Genomic DNA, 24299 nt, shown 5'->3' with positions numbered 1-24299 from the left:
TTGACCTCAAGCTCGTAAATCGGCAATTTTGCTGATATTTACCTCTTAAACTTGGTATGAATTATTGCATTTTACACTGAAGAACGTGTTTCGTTCGTTTGCTCAGCGCTGGGATAAATACCTTAAACTCTATCTAACTAAAGGACTACCATGATGGTGGATTAAATACCACTTGCCAGCCATCTTCTCAAAGATATTTGTGGCGATTGATTCAGCCTTGATGGTTTTGTTACTGCTAGCTTGTAGTACGCGCTCGACTAACAAGATATAAGCAGTCGTATCGCGAACTTCTGTATTCATAATTTCGATTTCAATTTCTAAATATTTAGTGTTTTTGAAAATGACTTCCCAAGAGTCGCGAATTTGCTTCCAACCGCGCAAGGCGTTACGCCCAGGATGAATGCAGTGGCTGGCAGTTCCTTGCGACCAAACTTGACTCATAGCTTCTAGATTTTTCTTCTCAAAAGCACGGTAAAAATTTTCATTGACTGCCAAAACCTCAGCTTGTACGTCTGTCATTCCTTTACTCCTCTACTCCTGTACAGAGCAGGTTTATCTAAAATGTCTGTCAGTCACGAGGTATATCGGTGAACCCGCCCCTACAGCTCCCCACTCCCTAATTAACGCCGGTACTCGTCGCCGCAATCACCGATTAACCGCAACAGATCTCGCGATCGCGCCAATACAGCTTCAATTTGACCCGTATCGCCTGCATCTAAAGTAAGTGCAAACACCTTAGCATTATCTGCGACGTGTTCCGATATCCCTAACCGCGTGCCAACGATCGCCCCTGCTACTGTCGGGCGATCGAGAATGTAACGGACTGCAACATTAGCAATGCTGACATCCTGCTTAGCCGCTATTTGTTTTAAAACAGCTAAAAGCTCTTGGAACAGATTCCAACCACCCCATGCATCTACCATGTTTTTATATTTTCGCAGGGAAGCCGTGTTTAACGCCGTACCTCGCGGTTCTGGTTGTTCTAAGTATTTTTCTGACAGCAATCCGCCGCAAAGCGTACCGTAAGCTAAAAGTTGAATATTATGCTCTTGACAAAACGGAATCATCTTCATTAAAGGGCGGCGATCGACCAGCGAGAACTGCACCTGGTTAGAAACAATCTCGATTCCTGCTTCTGAGATGATTTTCAACCGTTCCGTGTCGAAATTTGTGAGTGCTAAGTGCTTGATTTTCCCTTCTTGCTGGAGTTCTGCTAGATAAGTTAATGCATCTATGTAGTTTTTATCTCTGTATTCCCACCAGTGGAATTGTAGCAAGTCTAGCGTCTCTACTCCCATTCGAGCTAGGGAGCGATCGATATTTTGCTCGACGACTCGCCGCGTCATCTTTGCTGGTCTGGGAACCCATTTGGTAAATGCTTGTAGGTTAGAAAGTGCCTCTTTACCCCGCGTGGCGATCGCTTGACGGCGAAACTCACCGATGAAGTCTTCAGCAGGTCCGTAGTGGTCTGCTAAGTCCCAAGTGGTGAAACCAGCATCCATATAATCGAACATAGTGGCGATCGCTTGTTTTGGCTGGATCGCTCCATGCGCCCCCGAGACTTGCCACATGCCATTGAGGACGCGGCAGATATTTAAGTCTGGAGTAAATTGCCACCGACTAGATTCTGGTAATTTCATCTTGCTACACGACTGTCCTATTTCACAAGGTAGCTGGTCGTTTGTCATTTGTCATTTGTCATTGGTTACTGGTCACTGGTCACTGGTCACCGATCGCTGCTCCCTGCTCCCTGCTCCCTGATAACTATCAGATGATTTTCAACCAATCAGAGTTCGATCTGCGCTGTGAATGGGGAATCGGTGGCGCGATGCAACTGGCTCCAATTAGTGATGTAGTTGTGATTGTGGATGTTTTATCTTTCTCCACTTGCGTAGAAATTGCTACGAATCGAGGAGCGATAATATTTCCTTATCGCTGGCAAGATGATACAGCGATCGCCTATGCTCAGTCTGTCAATGCAACTTTAGCAAGTCGTCAGCGTACCGCTAGCAGGGGATACTCTCTTTCTCCCTCATCCCTAGATCGGATTCCTGCGGGGACGAGATTGGTCTTACCTTCACCTAATGGTGCAACTCTGAGCTTGCAGACAGGAAACACACTAACTGTATCTGGTTGTTTGCGTAACTGTCAGGCGATCGCTGAGTTTGCTCAAAGTTGCGGTACGAAAATTGCCGTGATTCCAGCTGGGGAAAGGTGGGAAGATGGGAGTCTGCGCCCCAGCTTAGAAGACGCGATCGGTGCTGGCGCGATTCTCAGCTATTTACAGGGCAAACCCTCTCCAGAAGCAAAAGCAGCTATGGTAACATTTCAAACGTTTCGCACCGATATCGCGTCAGCCTTGAGCCAATGTAGTTCGGGAAAAGAGTTAATTTCTAGAGGATTCAGTCGCGATCTCGAACTGGCGACAGCTCTAAATGTGAGTGAATGTATTCCAATATGCCGCGATCGCGCTTATAGTCGGCATGTCTAACACAGATCGCGAGTAGAGGCAGTGAAGCACAAGATCGTTTATTTAGCTAGTCCCTATGGATTTTCGCAGCAGCAAAAGACGCTGCTTTTACCTCCCATCGTTCATGCTTTAGAGACATTGAAACTAGAAGTTTGGGAACCGTTTGCCCGTAACAATCAAATCGATTTTTCTCAGGCTGATTGGGCGTATCGCGTGGCGCAGGCAGATTTGCAGGATGTGAAAAACTGCGATGGCATTTTTGCAGTTGTCAACGGCACGCCACCAGATGAAGGAGTCATGGTAGAGTTGGGAATGGCGATCGCCCTGAATAAAGCAATTTTCTTATTTCGAGACGACTTCCGGCGCTGTAGCGATAACGAACGGTATCCCTTAAATCTCATGCTTTTTGCTGGCTTACCGGAAACTGGCTGGGAAAATTATTACTACACCTCGGTAGACGAAATCCAGTCGCAGGATAAAGCGTTGTACAAATGGCGATCGCAAACGTAGATAACTTCCGTAGCACATAAAAATTCGTAGGGGCGCACATCTGTGCGCCCCTACAGATCGTGATACATTTTATCTTAGTTTCACGGTTGAAATATCGGTTCTTCGACGATAGCAGCCCGTGCAGATGCAAAACGGGAAGCGGGAGAACGGAACAATGCCTGAAAGTAAGACTGTCGTTGTTCGCTTGGTTCTGGGGCGTAGTCCCATAGACTTTGGTAAAAGAAGAAAGCTACTCCCAAACCGCGATCGCGTGTAGCCCTCACTTGTGCCTGAATCCGTTGCATTGGGACTGGATCGTTTCTCAAACCCGTGAGAATGCCGATACCAGTGGGAATCTTTTGTTGTACCTCTTGAATTTCGGGGCGGGCAAGTTGTTGGAGAAAACTTTGCAGTTCGGGACGGTAGACTTGCACGATCAGTTCGTCAACAATCCCTTTGCGCACCCATGTTAACCAGTCTTGTAAGTGAAATTTATAAGCAAAGTCGTAGTAGTTGGGGGCGACGGCAAAAATTGCTTTGGGCTTGCTTTGCTTAACTGTTTGATTGAGTTGAGTCATGAATGCCGTAATTTTGTCAGCCCGCCACCGCATCCACGCTGCATCACCAGGATGGGCTGGACTGCGTTTGGTTTCCTTTTTGTATAGGGCAACCGTATATTTGTCATAGCCAAATTCACGCGGTAAGCTCATGTGGTCGTCAAACTGAATCCCATCGACATCGTACTTAGTCATAACCTCCCGTACTAGTTCGGTGATGAATTGTTGAACTTCTGGATGGAAGGGATTGAGCCATACGACCTCACCTGCAACATCAATCGAAGTTTTGCTACCATCCCGTTTTTGGGTTAGCCAATTTGGGTGTTGCAATGCCAGTTCTGAGGTGGGAGGAGTCATGAAACCAAACTCAAACCAGGGAATGATGAGTAAGCCTTGGCGATGGGCTGTGGCAGCGAGATCGGCTAAAGGATCTTGTCCTTGCAAGCCTTTGCGCACGAAGGTTTGAATGCCTGTTTGTCGTGCTACGTTGCTATCATACTGAGCGTATCCAGAATTCCAGACGACGGGATAGATCGTGTTGAATTGCAGCCGCGCTAGTTGGCTGACAGCAGCTTGCATTTTGGCACGGTCGATGAGGATACTCGTATCGTTATTCGTCATCCATACGCCGCGAATTTCCTCAAAAGGCTGCTGGGCGATCGCCAAAGGAGAAATACTATTCGGTATTGTTACGGCTAATAATGCGCCTAAGAGTAAGGCAAGATACTTTAGCGATCGCCACCGCTCTCTAAGGATTACGTATAATTTCAAGTATAATTTCATAAGCTAGAATCGCAAGCTATCTATTCAGCACGCGATCGCGTACTTCAATTGTGAAAATTCACTTTTGGCAATAGTTCTTTTCTCCACCATCATTTACCAGCATCCAACTCACCATCCGTTGTCATACTGAAAACTATTAAGATTGCGTAAAAATTGCGCTAAAAGAAGGCGATAGAGGAAAAAAGACACAGTAACGAGGTGCTGAGCCCAAAAATCTCCTTCTTTAGGTAAATGATTCGAGTTCGGGGGCGAAATCATATAAAGACTTGAATCAGTTACAAAGCTTGTCAAATATTCGAGCTACAATTTTAGGCGGTGCTATGCTTCTTCAAGATAAGCAGTCAGGTAGTTTAGTAGAAGTTCTTGACATAGAATAACCGAGCGTACCCACAAAAGATTCTGTACCTGGGCAGATCCAAGGAGAAGAAGAACAAGATCTCGAGACCTATGCAAAAGAGAGATTAGTTTTTCCTTCTGGCGAAAGCTTACCCCGTTGTTGGGTAGACCCCAATTATAGAAACGCCAAAGGTTAATTTTGTTGACATCTTTTACCAACAAAAAATAACAAAAAGAGGGCAGGAATTGCGATCTAATTAAACCCTGCTCTTATATTTCAGCAAATATCTTTTAGTATTGGTTATAGATTAATCGTAGTTAATTTGTGAAATTTAATAATATTTAAATTTTACGAGGGTAAAGCGTCCGAGTCAACGTATTTCTTCCTCAAGATGTGTCCGCGATCGCTCTGAGGACAGTAGCGTCCAGATTATCATAGTGGATATGTTACTACAGCTATATTTATTCTCGCACCTATGACAGGGGTTACAAAAAAAGACGCGGAGCGGATGCTGGAAAAGCAGATGGAAGCAGAACGGATGCACGACGTTTTGCTACTACTGCAAAATTTATCCAACGATCAAGAAGCAACTATTAAATTAATCATAGATTGTCTCTACGATGCGGGTGCGGTCAATCTCATAAATCAAAAGATCCAATTTCATCCGCTGAATCGGATGACAAAATCGGTAGCGCGAATATCCAAACCAGTATTTAGGAATATAGCATGGTATTGGTTTAGACGAAATTGCCCGCAGTTGATTGTGAATTGGTTGCTGACAAAAATTACTTTTCAACCTAAGCGAGTTGCAGTAGCGATAGCTGAAAATCGACCCGAAGCATTGGTAGAAAACAAATCCCGCCCTAGATCTCAGAACGAACCCCATTATTTAGATCGGGATTTAAATTCCGACTTAAATCGGGTAGCAACTCTCGATCGCGAAAATCGCCAGTTACGCCATCAAGTGCGGTTGCTAACAGGGGTTTCTGTTTTAGCGATCGCAGCTTTGGGTATTGCCGTGACCATACCCCATCGGACTCTGGAAATTTTCCCTAGCCGAAAGCAACAACCAGGAACATCTGCTAAAGTTAGCAGTTCAACTGGTGTGACTCTTGAACGAGCTTGTTTAACTGGTAGACTAACGAACTGTGATTTCTCCGCGTCGATACAGTTCGCGGGCAAAGTCAGTCCACATTCCCTGTCCCCAATAGCGGAAACAACTAGTTTGCAACAATAAGTTATACAACAAGGCTTCAAGGTAGTCAGGACGCTGAGTTACAGTCGGATCTTGCTGTACTAGTGGGTCGTACTTGGCATGAAATGCTGCACTGAGTTGATTCATCGGTGCTAAAACATTTTCGTAGCCTTTGACCCAACTGAGATCGTTCGTCCAAGATGCACCATCCATGTGAAATTGATGGTCAGTTGCTTTTAATTGGGCGATCGCATTTTCTACTGCTTCTGGAGTAGCATTATCTGGATCGACTCGCTGCCAAATTTTGTGTTGATTTGCCGCTTGACAAGCTGGATAATCATCGGGATTAGCGCCAGCAGCCTCAATCAATTCCAAATATTCCGTGCCATTTAGTGCTACGATGCCCGCGTCATTATTGCCAGCATCGCGAATTTCATGATACACCCGCAATAAATCGCGGGGATATTCATTCATCATCACGCCGCCATTTTCTCCATCAGCAATTTGGGTCACGAGAGAGGGTACAGTCACGTTGCCAATTTGTTGCTTTCCTCGCCCTTTAGCTTCAAAATAAGGCTGCATTTGGGCAACTAATTTCGTATCCGAGCCTTGAGTTTTAATCAGCGCCGTAATACTAATCGTTTCACCCACAAAATTACGCGCCATCAGACGGTTAGGGATGTATTTTTGGTCGTGGTGCAGCCCCGTACCATCCAAACGTTCTACTGAATGTTCTTGTACCAGCAACCAGCGATAACCGCATTCTTTCAAAGCTTTGATGTATTCAAATAGGGTATCTGGGTGGTTGGGTAAGTGCATTTCGGGAGGAGAAAAACCCTTGACGCGCCGCAAGGCATCGTAGCCAAAAATTGCGGCAAAATAATGCTGCCAAGCTTGAATGTGCAGCTTGAGATCGGGAATTGGCGTAGAAGGAACGACAGCATGACTCCACATTGTTCCCAGCCATTCTACATGAGGTTGGTACTGGCGAGCCTCCTTCGGAGGCGCTTCGCTAACGCAAGTTATCCGTTTGAGATGGTTCAGACTATCTTCTCGCCCCATTTGCTGCAATCCCCACAACAGATTCCCCGAATAGTCCAACATGATTCGAGGATTGCAACCTTCAGCAATTAACTGCGGAATAAACTCCCCCATCCGTCCGTAACACCAAGCAAAGACTTCGGCGTTGTGGTTATCCCCATCGTGGGGATGTTCAAACATATATTGTAGATTGCTGATGAGTTCCCCATTACTACCTGCGGGAATTGTGGGTTGGTGCATGTGAAGGGCGCAAGCAAACCCAGCAGTAAGATTTTCTAAACGTAAATTGGTGGTGGGTAGAAATATAGGTTCGTTGTGGTTCGTTACCGACTGAATTTCAGCTTCCCAACCGCAAATATTTGGCAACCCCGACCTTGATGCTGCTAAAACAGGTAAGTTTGATATAGCTGTTGCCGTCATAATCAGTTATCAGTTATCAGTTATCAATTGTCAGTTGTCGTAGGGGCGGGTTTAGCAAGTAGATTCACGGGCTCAAGCCATTATCTTCGTTCAAAACCCGCCCGTACAGTTGTCAGTTATCAGTTATCAGTTATCAGTTATCAGGGAGCAGGGAGCAGTCAACCATCAACCGTCAACCAGTTCCCTACACCCTACACCCTACACCCTTCTTTCTTCAACCACAACAAAATTACTAATGACGAATGACACATGACCAATGACAAATTAATTTGGCAAGCTGATTTTTATCGTCGCCCGTGGCGAGATGATACCGGACAGGTATTGTGGGAATTGTTAATCTGCGATCGCGCTGGGAATTTTCGCTACGAAGCCATATGCCCTCAAGCAGCAGCCAATGCATCGTGGTTAGTAGAACAGTTGCAATTAGCTGCATCTCAGCTACCAGATATAATCCAAGTCTTTCGACCGCAATCCCTCAGTTTGATCGCCACCGCAGGGCAAAAACTAGGTATTACTGTAGAACCAACGCGGCGCACTGAGGCATTGAAACAGTGGTTGCGATCGCGCATACCTCAGTATTCTACCAATGGAGAACCCTATAACCCTCTCGCTTTAGACAAACCACCCCCCGTCCCCCTACCAGAAAATTTGTGGGGCGATCGCTGGCGTTTTGCTAGTCTACCAGCAGGAGATCTCGAAGCTGCATTTAAAGACCGTCCGCTGCCAATCTTAGACATGCCAGAATCTCTACTCCCCCTAAATTTAGGCTTAGCATCGACGATTGCCGTTCCAGGGGTAATCATCTATGGTGACAGGAAATCCATGCAGTTAGCCCGTTGGCTGCAAGCAGCACAGCCGATTGCCCTCAAATACGTTCCAGGCGAATTAGCGGGATTAGTTTTAGAAGCAGGGTTAGCAGATCGGTGGGTTGTAGCGACTTTTTCTGATAGTGAGGCGATCGCATCTGCTCAAACTTACGCACAGCGCCAGCAACAGAGTCAAGGTTTGCATTTCTTGTTAGTCCAACCCGATGATTCGGGCATGACTTATACTGGTTTCTGGCTGTTACGAGATGAGTAGAAAAAACACTTAACTTCTGTTTCCTTCAAAAGATTTCCCTCACAACTTCCTCAAACTGTTTCTATATAACCCATAACTGTAGAGCAAGTAGATAGAGTCAATGGCTTTCCCAAGGCTTATCGAGCTTCTATTGACTCAACCTAAATATGAGGGGAATTGAGTCCATGTTGCAATCAACAGCAAATCGACAAAACCAGTTACAGATCTCTAAAGAACAAGCCTTTGTACTTTGGTTTGAGGAAGTTGGCATTGCAGATATCCCTTTAGTAGGTGGTAAAAACGCCTCTTTAGGTGAAATGATTCAACAACTGACACCCAAAGGCGTAAACGTACCTACAGGTTTCGCCACAACAGCTCATGCTTATCGCTACTTTATCGATCGCGCAGGCTTACAAGCGCAGTTGCGATCGCTATTTTCTGACTTGAATGTGGAAGATGTAAATAATCTGCGGCAACGAGGCAAGCAAGCCCGTGCTTTAATTCTCAATACGCCGTTTCCGTCAGAATTATCCAGCGCGATCGCGGATGCTTATTTGCAATTGTGTCAAAGATACGGTGACACCTCAGCAAGTTTGTGCGATCGCCTCGCACCAGAATATCGCGAATCTTGCCAGCGTTCTAGCGGTGAGACTGATGTCGCAGTTCGTTCTAGCGCTACAGCTGAAGATTTACCCGATGCAAGTTTTGCCGGACAGCAGGAAACATACCTCAACGTCCACGGCGTACAAGCAGTCCTAGAAGCTTGTCATAAATGTTTTGCTTCTCTGTTTACCGACCGTGCGATTTCTTATCGCACGATTAAAGGCTTCGACCACTTTAACATCGCGCTGTCGGTGGGCGTGCAAAAGATGGTACGTTCTGACTTAGCGGCTTCTGGGGTGATGTTTTCCATCGATACGGAAACGGGTTTTAAAAATGCTGCCCTGATTACAGCTGCCTATGGCTTAGGGGAAAATGTCGTCCAAGGTGCAGTTAACCCCGACGAATATTTTGTGTTTAAGCCGACACTGCAACAAGGTTTTCGCCCCATTTTAGAACAACGCTTGGGCAGTAAAGAAATCAAAATGGTCTACGATGTCGGTGGTAGCAAGCTGACAAAAAACGTCACCGTACCAGAATCGGAGCGAGTCAAGTATGCTCTTACCGATGACGAAGTTCTGACGTTAGCTCGATGGACTTGTATCATTGAAGACCACTATTCGGCAGTACGCGGCATTTATACCCCGATGGATATTGAGTGGGCAAAAGATGGCTTAACGGGAGAATTATTTATCGTCCAAGCCCGTCCCGAAACCGTACAATCGCAAAAATCCACCAATACTATCAAAAGCTATCAACTCGTAGGTGCGCATAGCAATGCGCCCGTACTGGCGAGAGGTCGTGCAGTCGGAGAGGCGATCGGTACTGGTAAAGCGCGGGTGATTTTGGATGTCCACAAACTCGACTCTTTTCAACCAGGGGAAGTGTTGGTGACATATAAGACCGATCCCGACTGGGAACCGATTATGAAAAAAGCAAGTGCAATTGTTACCAATCAGGGAGGTAGAACTTGTCACGCGGCAATTATCGCCCGAGAAATGGGAATTCCCGCTATTGTGGGGACTGGTAACGCGATCGCCCAGTTGAAAACAGGTCAGGAAGTGACAATCTCCTGTGCGGAAGGCGAAGAAGGACGGGTGTATGAGGGGATTTTGCCTTATGAGGTGAAAGAGGTGGCGTTAGAAAACTTACCTCGGACACGCACCCAAATCATGATGAATGTGGGCAATCCCTCGGAAGCATTTAGTTTAGCAGCTATACCAAATGATGGCGTGGGTTTGGCACGATTAGAATTTATCATTGCCAACCACATCAAGGTGCATCCCTTAGCTTTGATTCATTTTGACCAGTTGCAAGATGCGGATGCGAAAGACCAAATTGCCTTGTTAACGCATTTATACGATGATAAGCCATCATACTTCGTCGATAAATTAGCTCAGGGTATTGCCACGATCGCCGCTGCTTTTTATCCCAAACCTGTAGTCGTGCGTTTGTCTGACTTCAAGAGTAACGAGTATGCCAACCTACTAGGTGGGAAGCAATTTGAGCCAGACGAAGAAAACCCGATGATTGGCTGGCGTGGGGCTTCGCGGTATTACGACGAGAAATATCGTGAAGGTTTCGCCCTAGAGTGTCAAGCCTTGAAACGGGTACGGGATGACATGGGTTTAACCAACGTCATTCCGATGGTTCCCTTCTGTCGCACGCCTGCTGAAGGACGCAAGGTGATGGCAGAAATGGAAAAATATGGTTTACAACGGGGCGAAAATGGGTTGCAAGTCTACGTCATGTGCGAGATTCCTAACAACGTTATCTTGGCGAAACAATTCAGCGAAGTGTTTGATGGATTCTCAATTGGTTCCAATGACTTGACGCAACTCACTTTGGGACTCGATCGCGATTCTGGTTTAGTCGCGCACCTCTTCGACGAACGCAATGAAGGCGTGAAAGAGATGGTACAAATGGCGATCGCTAAAGCTAAAGAAAACCAGCGCAAGATTGGGATTTGCGGTCAAGCACCCAGCGATTACCCAGAATTTGCCCGTTTCTTGGTCGAACAAGGAATTGACTCCATCAGTCTCAACCCAGATTCAGTTTTGAAAACTTTATTGGAAGTTGCTGCTGTTGAGGGTGTATTTACACATTGACGTTTTTGTCAAGATGCAAATCGCGTCTTGACAGAAAATTTGATTTAACTGCGACGAGTGATGAAACAAGAGATGAACGCGAGCCACAAAGAGCAACTGCTCGACTTCTTACAAGAACAATTGGCAATTTCACCCAAGGCGATCGCGATGGTATTGCGGCTGAACGAGCAGAATCCCGGTCCCTTGCCTATGCTGCTGTGGCAGTACGGTCTAATTTCTCTGGAGCAGTTAGAGCAGATTTTTGACTGGATGGCAAGCTAAATTGAGCTGCGAGCAACAAAAATATGCATTCTCATCCCCCAGCAAAAGTGCAAGATCGAGCTACCGTCACGACTCATCCCAGTGGTGATAAGCGTTTTAAGCTTCTAGATGTCACGATTAAACGACATCAGGCTCGACAAGACGCACTGATCGAGATCTTGCACAAAGCACAGGAACTTTTCGGTTATCTGGAAGATGACGTTCTGCTGTACGTTAGTCGCAGCTTGAAATTGCCTCCCAGTCGCGTTTATGGTGTGGCAACTTTCTATCACTTGTTTTCCCTTGCACCTCAAGGAGTTCACACTTGTACGGTTTGTACTGGAACTGCTTGTTATGTTAAAGGTGCAGCACAAATCTTGGCAGCAGTCGAGCAGAACGTTAAGATTCGTGCTGGTGAGACGACAGCAGACAAACAACTTTCTTTACTGACAGCCCGTTGTCTAGGTGCGTGTGGTATCGCTCCTGCGGTCGTATTTGACGGGACTGTGTGCGGACATCAAACGGCAGAGTCCACTTGCGATCGCCTGAAGGAATGGCTAGAAGGCAGGTAGATTTCGCGCCAGCCGATCGCATCCTCACAAGTTTCTCATACTTCTTCTCTAACTTCAGAGTAGAGTCGAAATCGGTGGTGGTGAGGAGGCAGCTAAAAGATGGATTTAAACCAATTACAGGAAATTGCCCAGCACGAACGCACCGCTCAAAAACCGATCCAAATTCGTTGTTGCGTAGCTGCGGGGTGTCTATCTGCTGATTCCTTAGCTGTGAAACAAAGGCTGGAACGAGCAGTGGTAGAGACGGGTTTAGGGGATGAAGTGCAAGTCTGTGGTGTTGGTTGTATGCGTTTGTGCAGTCAAGGACCATTAGTACAGGTCGCAGAAAGCACGCTTTACGAAAAAGTCACTCCTGAAGATACGCCTTCTATTATTACTGCACTCGATGGCGGCGAAACAACTGTGCGACGTGGCGATCTGACACAGCCATTTTTTACTCAACAAATGCCAATCGTTTTAGAAAATAGCGGTAGAGTCGATCCAGAACGAATTGAATCTTATATTGCCGCAGAAGGGTATCGGGGACTTTACCACGTTTTACATGAGATGCAGCCGAACGAGGTGGTAGAGGCGATCGCCCAAAGTGGTTTGCGGGGACGTGGTGGTGCTGGTTATCCCACAGGTTTGAAATGGGCAACGGTAGCTAAGGCAAAGGGAGAACGCAAGTATGTTATCTGCAACGCTGATGAGGGCGATCCTGGCGCATTTATGGATCGCAGCGTCTTGGAAAGCGACCCGCATCGGGTGCTGGAAGGAATGGCGATCGCCGCTTATGCGATCGGGGCAAATCAAGGCTACATCTACGTTCGAGCTGAATATCCTACTGCCATTAGCCGCCTTCAAATTGCCATTCGCCAAGCCCAACGCCTCGGTTTGTTAGGCAGTCAAATCTTTGATTCACCTTTTGATTTCAAAATTGATATTCGCATTGGTGCGGGTGCTTATGTCTGTGGCGAAGAAACCGCATTAATGGCATCAATTGAAGGCAAGCGGGGTTTACCCAGTCCTCGTCCGCCTTATCCAGCTGAATCTGGTTTGTGGAAAAATCCGACTCTAATTAACAACGTCGAAACTTTTGCTAATATTGCGCCGATCGTTCGTAAAGGTGCTGACTGGTTTGCCAGTATTGGTACAGAAAAAAGTAAAGGTACAAAAGTCTTCGCTTTAGCAGGTAAAATCCGCAATACGGGCTTGATTGAAGTCCCGATGGGAACGACTTTACAACAAATAGTCGAGCAAATGGGCGGCGGCGTACCCGATGACGGGGTGGCTAAAGCCGTGCAAACTGGTGGACCTTCCGGGGGATGCATCCCAGCTTCAGCTTTTGATACGCCTGTAGACTACGAATCGCTGACTCAACTTGGTTCGATGATGGGTTCCGGTGGCATGATTGTCATGGATGAAACGACCAACATGGTAGATGTTGCCCGCTTCTTTATGGAATTTTGCATGGATGAGTCTTGCGGTAAATGTATTCCCTGTCGCGTTGGGACTGTACAGTTACATCGGCTATTAACCAAGATTCGGCAAGGTGAGGCATCGTTAACCGATTTGGAACTGTTGGAAGAACTTTGTGACATGGTGAAAAATACGAGTTTGTGCGGTCTGGGTCAATCTGCACCTAATCCAGTACTTAGCACCTTGCGTTATTTCCGAGATGAGTATTTGACTTTGGTTGATGACAGCGCCAGTAGATATTGCGATTTAAAAGCAAGGTAGAACAATAGCAATGGCAGTCAAAACTTTAACAATTAACGACCAACTTATCAGCGCCCTTGAGGAGCAAACCATACTAGAAGCAGCACGGGATGCGGGAATTCATATTCCGACACTTTGCTATTTAGAAGGAGTTTCAGAGGTTGGTGCTTGTCGGCTGTGCTTGGTAGAAATTGCTGGCAGTCATAAACTACAACCCGCCTGCGTCGCGAAAGTTGCAGAGGGGATGGAAGTGAAAACCCATACCCCGAGGCTTCAGAATTATCGCCGCACGATTGTCGAAATGTTGTTTGCAGAAGGTAACCACATTTGCTCGGTTTGCGTGGCGAATGGCAATTGCGAATTGCAAGACTTGGCGATTGAAATGGGTATGGAACACGTCCGGTTAGAATATCATTTTCCCGATCGCAAAGTTGACGTATCTCACGATCGCTATGGCATTGACCATAACCGTTGCGTTCTCTGCACTCGTTGTATTCGAGTCTGCGATGAAATTGAAGGGGCGCATACTTGGGATATGGCTGGTAGAGGCACAAACTCGCACGTTATTACCGATTTGAGTCAACCTTGGGGAACGTCACAATCCTGTACTTCTTGCGGTAAGTGTGTGAATGCTTGTCCCACAGGGGCGCTTTTCTACCAAGGTTCGAGTGTAGGCGAAATGAAACGCGATCGCGCCAAACTAGAATTTCTAGTGACAGCACGGGAGAAACAGCAATGGCGGATTTAGCACTGAGTGATTTTTGTCAAGGTTCTGTATTAATCTCAGCAAATGTTGTATCGAGATCGGGTTGATTTTTCCATGCTCTAAATATTTGGTTGAGTCTATTCAGTCTCTCCTGTTCGCTCACAGGCTGCTCGATCTCAACTTCTATATGAATTTCTGTACCATCAGGAATATTTATTTCCTCTAATAATTCAATGTTTTTACCATGCTTTATGCCTTTAACTCTCATCGGATTTGTTCCATATATTTAAGAAGAGCTATATCCCTACTATACCTAAGTATTGAATTTAGGAGGATCGAGCGGATTTATAAAGCGCACGCCTTCAATTATCGCGCCCACATTGAAATCTTCGCTGTAGACTACCGGAATCTGATTTAATTTAGCCGTCGCCCAAATTTGAGCATCCCAAAAACTAAGCTGATATTCTTTTACACCTCGGATTGCTTCTAACACGATCGCACCTGTCACTTCTACAACTTCCCAAGCGAGTATGTAGTTTTGAATTCGGTTTCCGGCTTCGACTATGCTTAAGGCATTGGGAAACTTGCGATCGCTCGTCACCGTGACGAAAAATTCAGCTAAAACTTGAGTGCTGATGACACCCGTACCGGAGGTAACTAGGCGATCGAGGGTTTGTAGAGCTGCTGTTTGTTTGTCGGGGTTGCTGGTATCGTAGGCGTAAATCAGGATATTAGTATCCACGAAGAACTTTGCGGTCATATAAATCTTCGCGGTTCCAAGTACGATCTTCACAGGTAGGATTAGGGGTTGAGCTTTGCTCGATCCGTTGCTGGATAAAGGCTTTTTCTTCTTCCCATGCCTTCAAATTGCGGCTTGTAGGCTGAGCTGCTAAGCTGTATCGTTCTACTGCTTGTCTAGCCGCAGATAGGATGTCGTCTTCGGTTTCGAGTTGTGCTAAATTTTCGACTTTCATTTGCTCGGTAACTTGCCGATGTGCCACTTTGTACTGAGCGTGTAGCAAAGTACGGGTAATTTCTTGCATTACTGCTTCCATATCAGCAGGAGAGCCAAGTGCTTCAATCTGCCATAAAGCTGCACGCGCTTCTGGTGGTAGCTCGACGAAAAGCTTGAGCGCCATGCCTGCAATCTGGCTGGGTTTACGCTGCTCTATTCGAGCAATATAAGCAACGCGGTTAGCTGTCTGTGTATCGGTATAAGCAGATATCGTCTTTCCTGCCATTTGCTCTTTACTTTCTACGTCTGTAGTTTCTATAGAAATTATAGATTTTATAACGAGAGTTTTGCAAAGCCAAGGGCGATCGCTTTCCGCATCTGACTGTCTTCGTGTTTTCAGAGCGATCGCATAGCAAGCGGTTAAACTACAGAGGCGATCGCATTTTCAATGGCTATCTGATATTCAATTAGAAGAATTAATTAGGCAATCCAGCGTTTTTATAAAAAAACATGAGGACTTGCCCATTCATAATGGTTTGGAAAAACAAAATTGGTAAACGAAACAGAGATACTCACATCCAAAGCTCTAACGTGATGCCACCAGCCGACTGGTATAAAAAGTGCTTCTCCTGGTTCCAGTAAAACTTCTATAACATTAACTTTTTTAAATAATGGATACTTTGCATAATCTGGATTTTCACAATCAACTTTACTGAAAACACCAACATAGTTGTAAAGCAGTGGAGTTTGATGTGGTGAAATTAACTTAACTTTTTTTCGCCCCAGTACTTGTGCTAAAAAGATATTAGAGGTATCGTGATGCAAGGGCGTGACTGTTCCACTTGGTCCAAACCAGAAAAATATTTTACCTTTAGTGTCAGTTAAGTTAAGGTACTCTGGAAAGATTTCAATGTCGTTGAGTAGACTTCTCATTTCCTCCCGCTCTAAAGTTTGGTTATTTGCAACCATGTAGTATTCATTAGTCATTCCATTTTGAATAATTTTACTAATATAATCTTTCAGCAATAACTTCGTTCTATGTCGCTCTAAATCAATTTCATAATCAGGATTTGTATTACGGTTTGCTTGTACTTCTACCTCTACTTCACCGTATTTTTGCTTCAAATATCCAGGATTCCATAATTTTAACGCTTGCCAATTTTGCATAATGCCTGTCAAAATCACGGGAGTATTTTTTGCATAGTATTTTTCTAAAAAATCTTCTCTCGAAATGAAATATCTTCTCTCTATTTTGTCAGAATTTTTAGATAGCTCGTTTAGTTGACTATAAATGCACAATAAAGATTCTAATTTTTTTAGCAGATGCACAAAGTTGTTCCCAGCTTGAAAATAGGGATGATTTACAACATCTCTAACTTCATTAAAGGCAACTTGACCATCAAAACCATTATCGATTAAAACTTGAATCATTGCCCACTCATCGACATTGAGAAGCCTATTAACTGCAATCCAACGTTTCCAATCATCATCAAGTGTTACTTTAGCTGAGGTTGGTTGATTCATTTGCTTAATCTGCCAAGGTTGAGGTTCAGACATTGCTAGTACTCATATATATATTTACCTGGACTATACTTTCTCTCTCATTTAAGTTTCGTGAGTAGATATACAGTTGTTTTTGACATGCAAGCGTTCTACCAAATAGTATATTAAATAAATTAATATTTTCGCGATTGAAATATAGCGATTCTCAGTTAAATGAGGTACACGGATCTGTAGGAGCGCACAGCCGTGCGCCCCTTAGAATGTATTACACCCGCATGGGAAATGCTATATAGGCACTTCTATATACACTACTTCCAACAAATACCCAATAATTCATAATCAAAAAACTGTAAAATTGATGCTATACCTATCAAATTGAGGTTAAAATAAGAAATGTAAAAATAGCTACTGTAAATGCCTTGCTTCTCATAATTTCGTTGGCAAGCACAGCTATAGCTATTGTATTAATTGGATAAGTATAAATTTTCAATCTTGCTATCATAAATTCTTAGTTCTCCACCTGAAAACCTACATTCCAAATGATTGTTTGGTTTCAGTTTTATACGGGGAAGGCATTGCCGTCCCCATAAAACTACGAAACTTATGACTTTTGAGGGTCAAAGAGAGGAATTAATGAAGACGACATCAACCCAGTAGTTACTCGACCGATAGGTGTCGGTGGGGAAACTACTAGTAGCGCCGTACTTGTAAACGCCGTTACCTCCACTCTCGCCGTTGCGTAAAAAGTGCAGTGGTGGGCTATCCACGCCAGCAGTTTCAAAGTATCTTTGGTTAGCGGCGTAATATCCTCTGCTAGTGTGATAAGAGGCGATGTATACGGTGTTGGCGGTAATTGGCACTGGCTGAGCAAAATTGACCTGCTGCCAGCCTGTGGCAGTTTCGTTCGTAAAGGTTGCAGTTGCTAGCTTTTGTCCGCTACTGGTCCAGAGGTTGCCAATGTGCGTACCTGTATTGCCGCTCCCCTTGTAGAAGCGGATGCCAGTGATATACCCATCAACATCTGACTTAAACTTGACTCCTACCTCAATTGCACGGGAGTCATTGGCGATTTGCGCAGGTGTTGTCGAACTAGCCCAGATACTATATGTATATGTTGGTAATGGTGTTGGAGTCGGATCGCTAACACTGACTAGGAAAACGTTGTCTTGCAGGTCAAAGCCGGAATTACTCGGGTTTGACTGACCAATTTCAAACAGGTAGATGATATCTTTAGCACCAATATTAATTTTCCCATTAGAGACATAGTTCCTTAAATACTGTTCAACTGACGTTTGACTGCTGAAAGCCTGAATGCCAGGAACATTATCTCCGTTACGCAAAGACTTAACTTTTGTAGTATTAGTAGACTCTACTGGGGTATCAGAGTTACCACAATTTTTTCCTACGGGTTCTACTGGAACGGATGTAACTTTGACTTGTTGCCCTGGATTTATTGTTAAGTTTAAAGTCTCATTCTGTTTCACAATGTAATCTTGAGTGTCAACAGTAATTTTAGTATTAACAATCCAGTTGGTCGATCCCGTACAAGCATAACTGCTACCTATTGATTTAAAGGTCAAAACTGCGGGTTGACTACAGGTGAGAATGCCGTCACTTACACTACACTGAGCAACCTCGGTTGGCGGGCTGCTGCCAAGAGTCGGAGTCGGAGTGGGTGTCGGAGTTGGAGTGGGTGTCGGTGTCGGAGTCGGCGTGGGTGTCGGAGTTGGAGTGGGTGTCGGAGTTGGAGTGGGTGTCGGAGTTGGAGTGGGTGTCGGAGTTGGAGTGGGTGTCGGAGTTGGAGTGGGTGTCGGAGTTGGAGTCGGCGTGGGTGTGGGTGTGTTTAAAGCAAGCTCAGAGGCTCTGGCAAAGGAATCGCTGCCAACTGTTAATCTCTTTGAAGAGCTATCATCGGTAAGCTGAGCAATTAGGGACACATCTGCTTTGCGTGCAGAGGTTGCTGTTGCTGTAAATCCATTTGTTGCTGCAATCGAGTCAACTAAGACAGGACAGAGAGTCTCTGAAGCAGTTGAACAATCTCCAGTAGAACGATTAATTGTTCTGTCACCTAACCAGGTACTAGTGTTTTTGCGAACGTAATATGTAACAAGTCTGTGTAAATTTAAAGAACCACCAGAAATATTACCTGTTATGGGTTGTGCAGTTCCTCCTGGTGTGTTTGACACATTAAAAGTGTTTGTAGCTGTATTGATAACGTAGTATCGTTGCTTTTTAGTGAGACCTGGAGCCGTACCAGAACCTACAAACATCACCGCAGTTCCATTAGGAAGCCCGTGATTGTTGATAGTGATTTCACTACTACCACCAGCATTTGTACTACCTACTGCTTGAAATGGTATCTGCAAGTATAATTTTGCTTCAGGAGCAACACCACCCATAGTAGATCCTAGATCTGTCCAAGCCCATGCTGGCGCAGGACTACTATCGTCTACTTTAATCGCCGTTCTGACTTCATCAGCGATAAAGTCTTGCGCTCGGTTCAGGTCTACTCGCCTTTCACTTTCAGCCTTAGCTTTTTGGTTAGCACTGCTAATACTAACTAAACCAAAACCAGCAGCAGCAATAAAAATTGAGGTGAGAGCCATTGCTACTAATAATTCTACCAACGTAAAGCCAGTAGAGTTTTTTGGAAGCAGAAATAATCTCAAATAATCATTTTTCATAGTAGACTTAAACATAAAATTTATTGATGTTAACGCGAACTCTCACAGTTAGTTCCTGTATAATTACCAGTCCTAATAATTCCTAATCCTTGAGAAATAACAAGACATTTTTTTTCTTTAATGCTTCCGTTAGTCGAAGCAAGTTTTATTGTTCCACTACTACTTACATCATTTGTTCTACCTTTAAAATCAAAGGTTATTGTCCAAGGAGCGGTATTAGTGTAATCTATATTGATACCTGTCAAAGTTCGATCGCCTGTAACCAAACAAGTACCAGAAATGGTTTTGTTATCGCCTTTCGGTACGGTAACTGTACAATTTTTACTTTTCCGAATTGCTTCTCTTTGGGATTCTTGCAATGCACCTCTAACTCGATCCAAGGCATCACTAGCTTGACTTTTATTGATCGAAGTAATAAAGCTAGGAAGAGCGATCGCAGCCAAAATACCAACTATCATCAATACAAATCCTAGTTCTAGCATTGTGAAACCGCGATCGTCAGTTTGGGCAGTATAAGGCAGCATTTGGTATTACCTCAGTATAGAAATCAGCTACAGATTTTCCACCAGAAATTGGAGTAACTTTATAAGTAACTTTCAACACTTTAGAATCATTAGAGTCGGGTTCATTTGTTCTGACTAAATCAAATTGCTGCTTTGTTAGACTGCTTTCTTTTCTAAAGGTAGTAGTTGTTGTGTTATCGCTAGCATTGAAAGCAGTAGAGTATATATTGAGGCTTGCGTTAGTAGAGTCATTAATTAAGTCTCGCAAACCATCAGCATATCCGGTGGTAGCCGATGAAGTACATTTTGTAGTAGCGACACTAATTAAATCTCCCGTGCTATTACTAGTTAAAGTAATAGCAGAACCACCAGATGACTCAGATACTTTAAATGTATTTGTATTGGCGCTTACAACATAATAAACTTTATTTGTTGATAGTCCTTCAGCAATTCCACTGCCCATAAACATTACTTTATCTCCATCTGATAAACCATGATTAGAGATGAGAATCTGAGAAGAATTTGTAGCGTCTGCTGAAGATTTCATGCTGTCAACATTTTTTAGTCCTATTTGACTAGCCTCAAATCTTAGACTTTCTAAATCTTTTTGAATCCAAGTTGTTGCCTCAGCATTTTGTTGGGCACGTGCTTTAAAAATAGCGGCAACTGCCATCATTTGCATGGCAACTGTGAGAAAAATTGTTGTGATTAAGATTGCAAATAAAACCTCAATCATTGTCAAACCTTGCTCTGATTTTAATAATTTTGGCTTATGCATTTAAGGAATCTCCTGTTTTTGCCATGTATTAATAGGCGCAATAATTGGTGGCAAGCCTTTGGGTGATAGACCTAAACTAGTCCAACTAGCTAATTGTTCAACTACTGTATGGTTGCTGCTAGAGGAGCAACTTGGAGCATTAAAGTTATCGACCCACAAAGAACCACGAAACTTTCCATTACCATCAACTCCTCCACTATATGCAGGAGCGAAAACAAATCCATCAAGAATACCATTGCCATTTAAACATATTGATTTAGTATTATCGCCATAGCCAAAAATTTGAAAATCAGTGGGATCGCAGCCGGTTACACCAGTACAATCATGATGAATATTTGCTTGCTTAGCAATGCTGCCCTCAAGATAAAACCTAACTTTTGTATTAGTTCTAATGTTTATAGTTACATTTCCAATTGAGGTGACAGAATACTCAAATATCCCACCAGTAGCAGGGTAAATTGCACCAGTAGTAGATCTATCACCATTTCTAGGAAATGTATCACTACTCATTGTTCCTAAAACTTGGCTGGGAATACTAGTAAAATTAGGTGGACTGGGTAAGTCAGGGAAAATAAAGCCAAATTGTTTTGTTTGATAGGGTTGATTAGTGTTTGGATCGAGGTAAGGTCTATTTGGTGTTACAGAGGTGTCAATGGCTTGATGAGAATCAAGTGGAGGTTTGGGAGAGAGAGAGCAATCGTTTAGAAGAATATTACCTTTGGTTTTTTGGTTCCCTGGCATATTACCTGTTGTCAGCCATAATCCTGGAACTGGAGTGCTAGATAAATTTCCTTGACTGACAGGAATATTAACTTGCAGTCGAGTTATAGCTGTACCCGCGCTTTGAGTGGCTGTACTTCCAGTACCAACTTGATTAACTCGACCTTCAACTGTTAATTGACCAGTTCCAGGAGTAGTACCTACAGTACCTGTAGTTCCTGGTACGGGGTAAACATAACTAATCAGTCTGTACTGTCCTTTATTCGGATTGCTAGTGTCTACGTCTGTCCATGCAATAGATGATTTGTCCACTACAGTAGTAGCGCCACTACCATACCCACTACAAGAACTAATTCCTGGAATCTTGCTTGCATTCGCCCAACTTTTTGTAGTACCAGTATCGGGACAAGCTCCAGTTGTGGCATTGCGAGTCCCTTCACAATCTTTGTATGTTGCAATAACTGGATTGTTACTAATTAATGCCTGATAGCGAGTAACACCTGTCTCTGCTGCACTCAAACCTTGACTGGTTGATTTTTGAGCCAAAGCAGTCATTTGATCGCCTTGAGATCTCATCAGTAGCGTAGCGACGACAAGCAGAATAATAAATCCCAAACTGATAGCAATAGGCAGAGCAAAACCTCGATCGCTGTAGCGACAAATTAGAGCAAACTTTAACTTCGGACTCATATAAATTTCTGTATTACTAAAGCGTGGACGATCGCGATACTTACGTTAAGGGACTACTTGAGTAACTAATCAAACGACAGCAAAAACCACAACCATGTATTGGTTGCGATCGCTCAAATCAAGCGATTGGTATAAAATTTACACACTTAATTTAATCTCTATTTTTGAAACTGTCTTCAGTGAAAACACTATTTAGTTTGATGCTCTATTTTTGAACTCAGTTCAGTTAAGTCAAAGCTCAATTTTTCTATGTATTACTCTCGCTGAAAACTAGGTTTTTCTAATACAATTAGGGAGCAATCGAGCCAGCTAATGCTTTGATTCCAAAATCAGTAATTGAAGCTCTGCTTTACTATTTCTTGAAACAAAACATTAGATTTGAAATTTAATATGATGAAATCTTTAAGTTTCTTCAAACTCTATTGCAAAGTGATATGAAAAATTTCAGTGTTTCCACGGTGATGTTTTATTCTGCTAACAGTGCTAAACAAAAGCAGAAGATTTAGCATTTAAAATCGTTAACCGGACTACCATTTCCTGTCAGCATTTATTTATACTCCTCGCTTTCCCTACAACTTAAAACAAAGTTAACCCATGTGTAACACTAGCCCCAAAGAACTTGCGGCACGATAGAATAACTTTGCAGGCTAGCAGGGGAGAACGCTGTTAGGCGTTCTATCTATTTCAACCTAAGTAGATACCCCTAGAGTGGAAAAGTAGCAATGTTAAAACGTATACTAAAATCTCTCGCGCGATCGCTGACTCGTAGGCAAAGGCGACGACGATTAAGACCTTTATATCTCAAAAAACGCCGCCGTTCGGTCGAGGCTGGCTTTATTCTACCAACTGTAGCCGTGGTATCGATGGTAGTGGTACTACTGACCGCAGCAATGACGATTCGATCTTTCGATCGCGCCCGTAATGCCAGTAATGTAAGAGTAAGTCAGGCAGCCGCAGAAGCAGCCGCACCCGCGATCGCCCGTGCTAAAGTTAAAATTGAGGCTTTACTCAGAGATCCTGCCCTACCCAGCCGCACGCCTGCTACTCAATCGCTCTACAACGCAATTAAATACAACTCTAAATTTACTTTTGGCGATGAGACGCGCCTGAAACTAGGCTTTGATATCAATCAAGATAATGCCATAACCGCAGACAACGCCGACATCAAAAACGACGAAACGTTAACAACTGCTTGGCGCTTCCCTACCGATACCAATAATAACGGTAAATTTGATACGTATACGCTTTATGGGATTTACTTCCGCAGTCCTGGCGTTGAAGAAGGTAATTTTAACCGCGAACGCAATCCTCTCGAAGCCAGAACCCCGCCGCCTGTAAATATTCCAGTTGCAAATAACCGTTGTGCCGATATTCTAAATGCAGATACAGAAATATTAGACAATGGTTGGTATCAATCTGGGAATAAATTAAACAAAAGCTTTTTTGTCTATACTGCCAGCGTACCCATTACAGATAGTACCGATTTAGGCGATCGCTTTGAAACTTTGGGTGGTAATACCAGCTTTTATGCTCTAGAGTATCAACAAGACCGCAGTTTGATTCCGCTCAATCAATATGCAGTATGGTTCAACGACGATTTAGAACTGTCACCCAGTAACGATTTTCGGATCAATGGCAGAATTCATACCAATGGTAACTTGCTAGTCGGTGGACGCAACAACGCCACAGTTAGATTTTATCAAGTCGATAGTCAAGATTCCTGTTTCTATCAGCCAGAAAACGGCAAAATTACTGTTGGGGGTAATGTTGGTAATGGTAGCGTTACCGATACGAGCGATCGCAATGTCGTGACTGTCGATCTATATAGTAACAATCCAAGCAATAGCACCGCTCAAATTGGTAGTAACAATAAATCTACAGAAGAAACAGGCGGAGAAGAAATTGCCTATTCTGATGATGCTTTTAACCAACGCATTGCCTTGATGAAACAAGCAGCATTAGAATTTTGTATCGAGGCTGGACGAGATTGTTCTGAATTAGAACCACCAGAAATTAAGACAGTTTTAGCGATTAATAGATATCCTGACGACGTAAAAAATCGCTTTAGCCAACGCTTACAGGAAAATCCTAGTTTAAATACATATATTGTCCTCCAAGAAGAATTAGAAAGATATCTGCGTCATCGAACTCGGCGCGTTCCATATGCAGAAGTTTTAGAATCAAATAACGA

At 43.9% G+C, this 24299-nt stretch carries 23 protein-coding genes; 11 read left to right on the top strand and 12 right to left on the bottom strand.

Features of this window, described 5'->3' with window-relative positions:
- Positions 1 to 129 precede the first annotated feature (129 nt).
- Together ACRC32_RS14700 and ACRC32_RS14695 are read right to left on the bottom strand one after the other, a co-directional pair.
- Entirely contained in the window at positions 130 to 519 is a 390-nt protein-coding gene (locus ACRC32_RS14700) for a nuclear transport factor 2 family protein (protein WP_438554671.1), read from the bottom strand.
- A 101-nt stretch (positions 520 to 620) separates the two neighbouring features.
- Positions 621 to 1640, bottom strand: a complete 1020-nt coding sequence (locus ACRC32_RS14695) for an aldo/keto reductase (protein ID WP_438554691.1) — start codon at positions 1638 to 1640, stop codon at positions 621 to 623.
- A 131-nt stretch (positions 1641 to 1771) separates the two neighbouring features.
- Between ACRC32_RS14695 and ACRC32_RS14690 the strand changes: the two genes are divergently transcribed.
- A complete protein-coding gene (locus ACRC32_RS14690) occupies positions 1772 to 2491 on the top strand; it encodes a 2-phosphosulfolactate phosphatase (RefSeq protein WP_438554670.1) in 720 nt (239 codons plus the stop codon).
- Between the two features lie 21 nt (positions 2492 to 2512).
- Complete coding sequence (locus ACRC32_RS14685) at positions 2513 to 2980, top strand: nucleoside 2-deoxyribosyltransferase (RefSeq protein WP_438554669.1); 468 nt, start codon at positions 2513 to 2515, stop codon at positions 2978 to 2980.
- A gap of 80 nt (positions 2981 to 3060) precedes the next feature.
- On the opposite strand, the gene ACRC32_RS14680 is transcribed toward ACRC32_RS14685, so the two are convergent.
- On the bottom strand, positions 3061 to 4299 hold the full coding sequence (locus tag ACRC32_RS14680; RefSeq protein WP_438554668.1) for a glycoside hydrolase family 10 protein: 1239 nt from the start codon (positions 4297 to 4299) through the stop codon (positions 3061 to 3063).
- Positions 4300 to 5111: 812 nt separating this feature from the next.
- On the opposite strand from ACRC32_RS14680, the gene ACRC32_RS14675 reads away from it, so the two are divergent.
- Complete coding sequence (locus tag ACRC32_RS14675; RefSeq protein WP_438554667.1) at positions 5112 to 5873, top strand: hypothetical protein; 762 nt, start codon at positions 5112 to 5114, stop codon at positions 5871 to 5873.
- On the opposite strand, the gene ACRC32_RS14670 is transcribed toward ACRC32_RS14675, so the two are convergent.
- Positions 5775 to 7292 (bottom strand): glycosyl hydrolase family 57, encoded by a 1518-nt coding sequence (locus ACRC32_RS14670; protein WP_438554666.1) that lies wholly within the window; start codon positions 7290 to 7292, stop codon positions 5775 to 5777. The two genes, ACRC32_RS14675 and ACRC32_RS14670, sit on opposite strands and share 99 nt — an antisense overlap.
- 27 nt (positions 7293 to 7319) lie before the next feature.
- On the opposite strand from ACRC32_RS14670, the gene ACRC32_RS14665 reads away from it, so the two are divergent.
- The 7 genes from ACRC32_RS14665 to hoxU all read left to right on the top strand — a co-directional run bounded on the left by ACRC32_RS14665 (position 7320) and on the right by hoxU (position 14317).
- Positions 7320 to 7538 (top strand): hypothetical protein, encoded by a 219-nt coding sequence (locus ACRC32_RS14665; protein ID WP_438554665.1) that lies wholly within the window; start codon positions 7320 to 7322, stop codon positions 7536 to 7538.
- 3 nt (positions 7539 to 7541) lie between these two features.
- The gene (locus tag ACRC32_RS14660) at positions 7542 to 8372 is read left to right on the top strand and encodes a Tab2/Atab2 family RNA-binding protein (RefSeq protein WP_438554664.1); all 831 of its coding nucleotides are present in this window, start codon (positions 7542 to 7544) and stop codon (positions 8370 to 8372) included.
- A gap of 164 nt (positions 8373 to 8536) precedes the next feature.
- Positions 8537 to 11059 (top strand): phosphoenolpyruvate synthase, encoded by a 2523-nt coding sequence (ppsA, locus tag ACRC32_RS14655; protein WP_438554663.1) that lies wholly within the window; start codon positions 8537 to 8539, stop codon positions 11057 to 11059.
- A 72-nt stretch (positions 11060 to 11131) separates the two neighbouring features.
- Positions 11132 to 11320 carry a DUF2949 domain-containing protein gene (locus ACRC32_RS14650; RefSeq protein WP_438554662.1) on the top strand — a complete coding sequence of 63 codons (189 nt, stop codon included), beginning with the start codon at positions 11132 to 11134 and terminating at the stop codon, positions 11318 to 11320.
- Positions 11321 to 11343: 23 nt separating this feature from the next.
- Positions 11344 to 11871, top strand: a complete 528-nt coding sequence (gene hoxE, locus ACRC32_RS14645; RefSeq protein ID WP_015153235.1) for a bidirectional hydrogenase complex protein HoxE — start codon at positions 11344 to 11346, stop codon at positions 11869 to 11871.
- Between the two features lie 99 nt (positions 11872 to 11970).
- A complete protein-coding gene (locus ACRC32_RS14640; protein ID WP_438554661.1) occupies positions 11971 to 13590 on the top strand; it encodes an NADH-ubiquinone oxidoreductase-F iron-sulfur binding region domain-containing protein in 1620 nt (539 codons plus the stop codon).
- Between the two features lie 10 nt (positions 13591 to 13600).
- Positions 13601 to 14317 (top strand): bidirectional hydrogenase complex protein HoxU, encoded by a 717-nt coding sequence (gene hoxU / locus ACRC32_RS14635; RefSeq protein WP_438554660.1) that lies wholly within the window; start codon positions 13601 to 13603, stop codon positions 14315 to 14317.
- A 16-nt stretch (positions 14318 to 14333) separates the two neighbouring features.
- Here the strand turns inward: hoxU and ACRC32_RS14630 are convergent, their stop codons facing one another.
- The 8 genes from ACRC32_RS14630 to ACRC32_RS14595 form a co-directional block, all read right to left on the bottom strand.
- Complete coding sequence (locus tag ACRC32_RS14630; RefSeq protein WP_438554659.1) at positions 14334 to 14543, bottom strand: hypothetical protein; 210 nt, start codon at positions 14541 to 14543, stop codon at positions 14334 to 14336.
- A 45-nt stretch (positions 14544 to 14588) separates the two neighbouring features.
- On the bottom strand, positions 14589 to 15035 hold the full coding sequence (locus tag ACRC32_RS14625; protein WP_438554658.1) for a PIN domain-containing protein: 447 nt from the start codon (positions 15033 to 15035) through the stop codon (positions 14589 to 14591).
- The gene (locus ACRC32_RS14620; protein ID WP_438554657.1) at positions 15007 to 15516 is read right to left on the bottom strand and encodes a hypothetical protein; all 510 of its coding nucleotides are present in this window, start codon (positions 15514 to 15516) and stop codon (positions 15007 to 15009) included. The genes ACRC32_RS14625 and ACRC32_RS14620 overlap by 29 nt, the downstream gene beginning before the upstream one ends.
- Positions 15517 to 15728: 212 nt before the next feature.
- Positions 15729 to 16787, bottom strand: coding sequence for a cupin-like domain-containing protein (locus ACRC32_RS14615; RefSeq protein ID WP_438554656.1), 1059 nt, complete (start codon positions 16785 to 16787; stop codon positions 15729 to 15731).
- 563 nt (positions 16788 to 17350) lie between these two features.
- Entirely contained in the window at positions 17351 to 19432 is a 2082-nt protein-coding gene (locus ACRC32_RS14610; RefSeq protein WP_438554655.1) for a DUF4082 domain-containing protein, read from the bottom strand.
- Between the two features lie 14 nt (positions 19433 to 19446).
- Positions 19447 to 19941, bottom strand: a complete 495-nt coding sequence (locus ACRC32_RS14605; RefSeq protein ID WP_438554654.1) for a pilus assembly FimT family protein — start codon at positions 19939 to 19941, stop codon at positions 19447 to 19449.
- On the bottom strand, positions 19916 to 20698 hold the full coding sequence (locus ACRC32_RS14600) for a type IV pilus modification PilV family protein (RefSeq protein ID WP_438554653.1): 783 nt from the start codon (positions 20696 to 20698) through the stop codon (positions 19916 to 19918). The genes ACRC32_RS14605 and ACRC32_RS14600 overlap by 26 nt, the downstream gene beginning before the upstream one ends.
- Positions 20699 to 22108 carry a DUF7305 domain-containing protein gene (locus ACRC32_RS14595; RefSeq protein WP_438554652.1) on the bottom strand — a complete coding sequence of 470 codons (1410 nt, stop codon included), beginning with the start codon at positions 22106 to 22108 and terminating at the stop codon, positions 20699 to 20701.
- 722 nt (positions 22109 to 22830) lie between these two features.
- Between ACRC32_RS14595 and hpsA the strand changes: the two genes are divergently transcribed.
- The coding region (gene hpsA, locus ACRC32_RS14590; RefSeq protein WP_438554651.1) for a hormogonium polysaccharide biosynthesis protein HpsA at positions 22831 to 24299 on the top strand (1469 nt) is incomplete at its 3' end.

Source organism: Chroococcidiopsis sp. (genome assembly GCF_051657925.1).
Taxonomy (GTDB): domain Bacteria; phylum Cyanobacteriota; class Cyanobacteriia; order Cyanobacteriales; family Chroococcidiopsidaceae; genus Chroococcidiopsis.
This window is presented reverse-complemented; position numbering and strand designations above follow the sequence as displayed.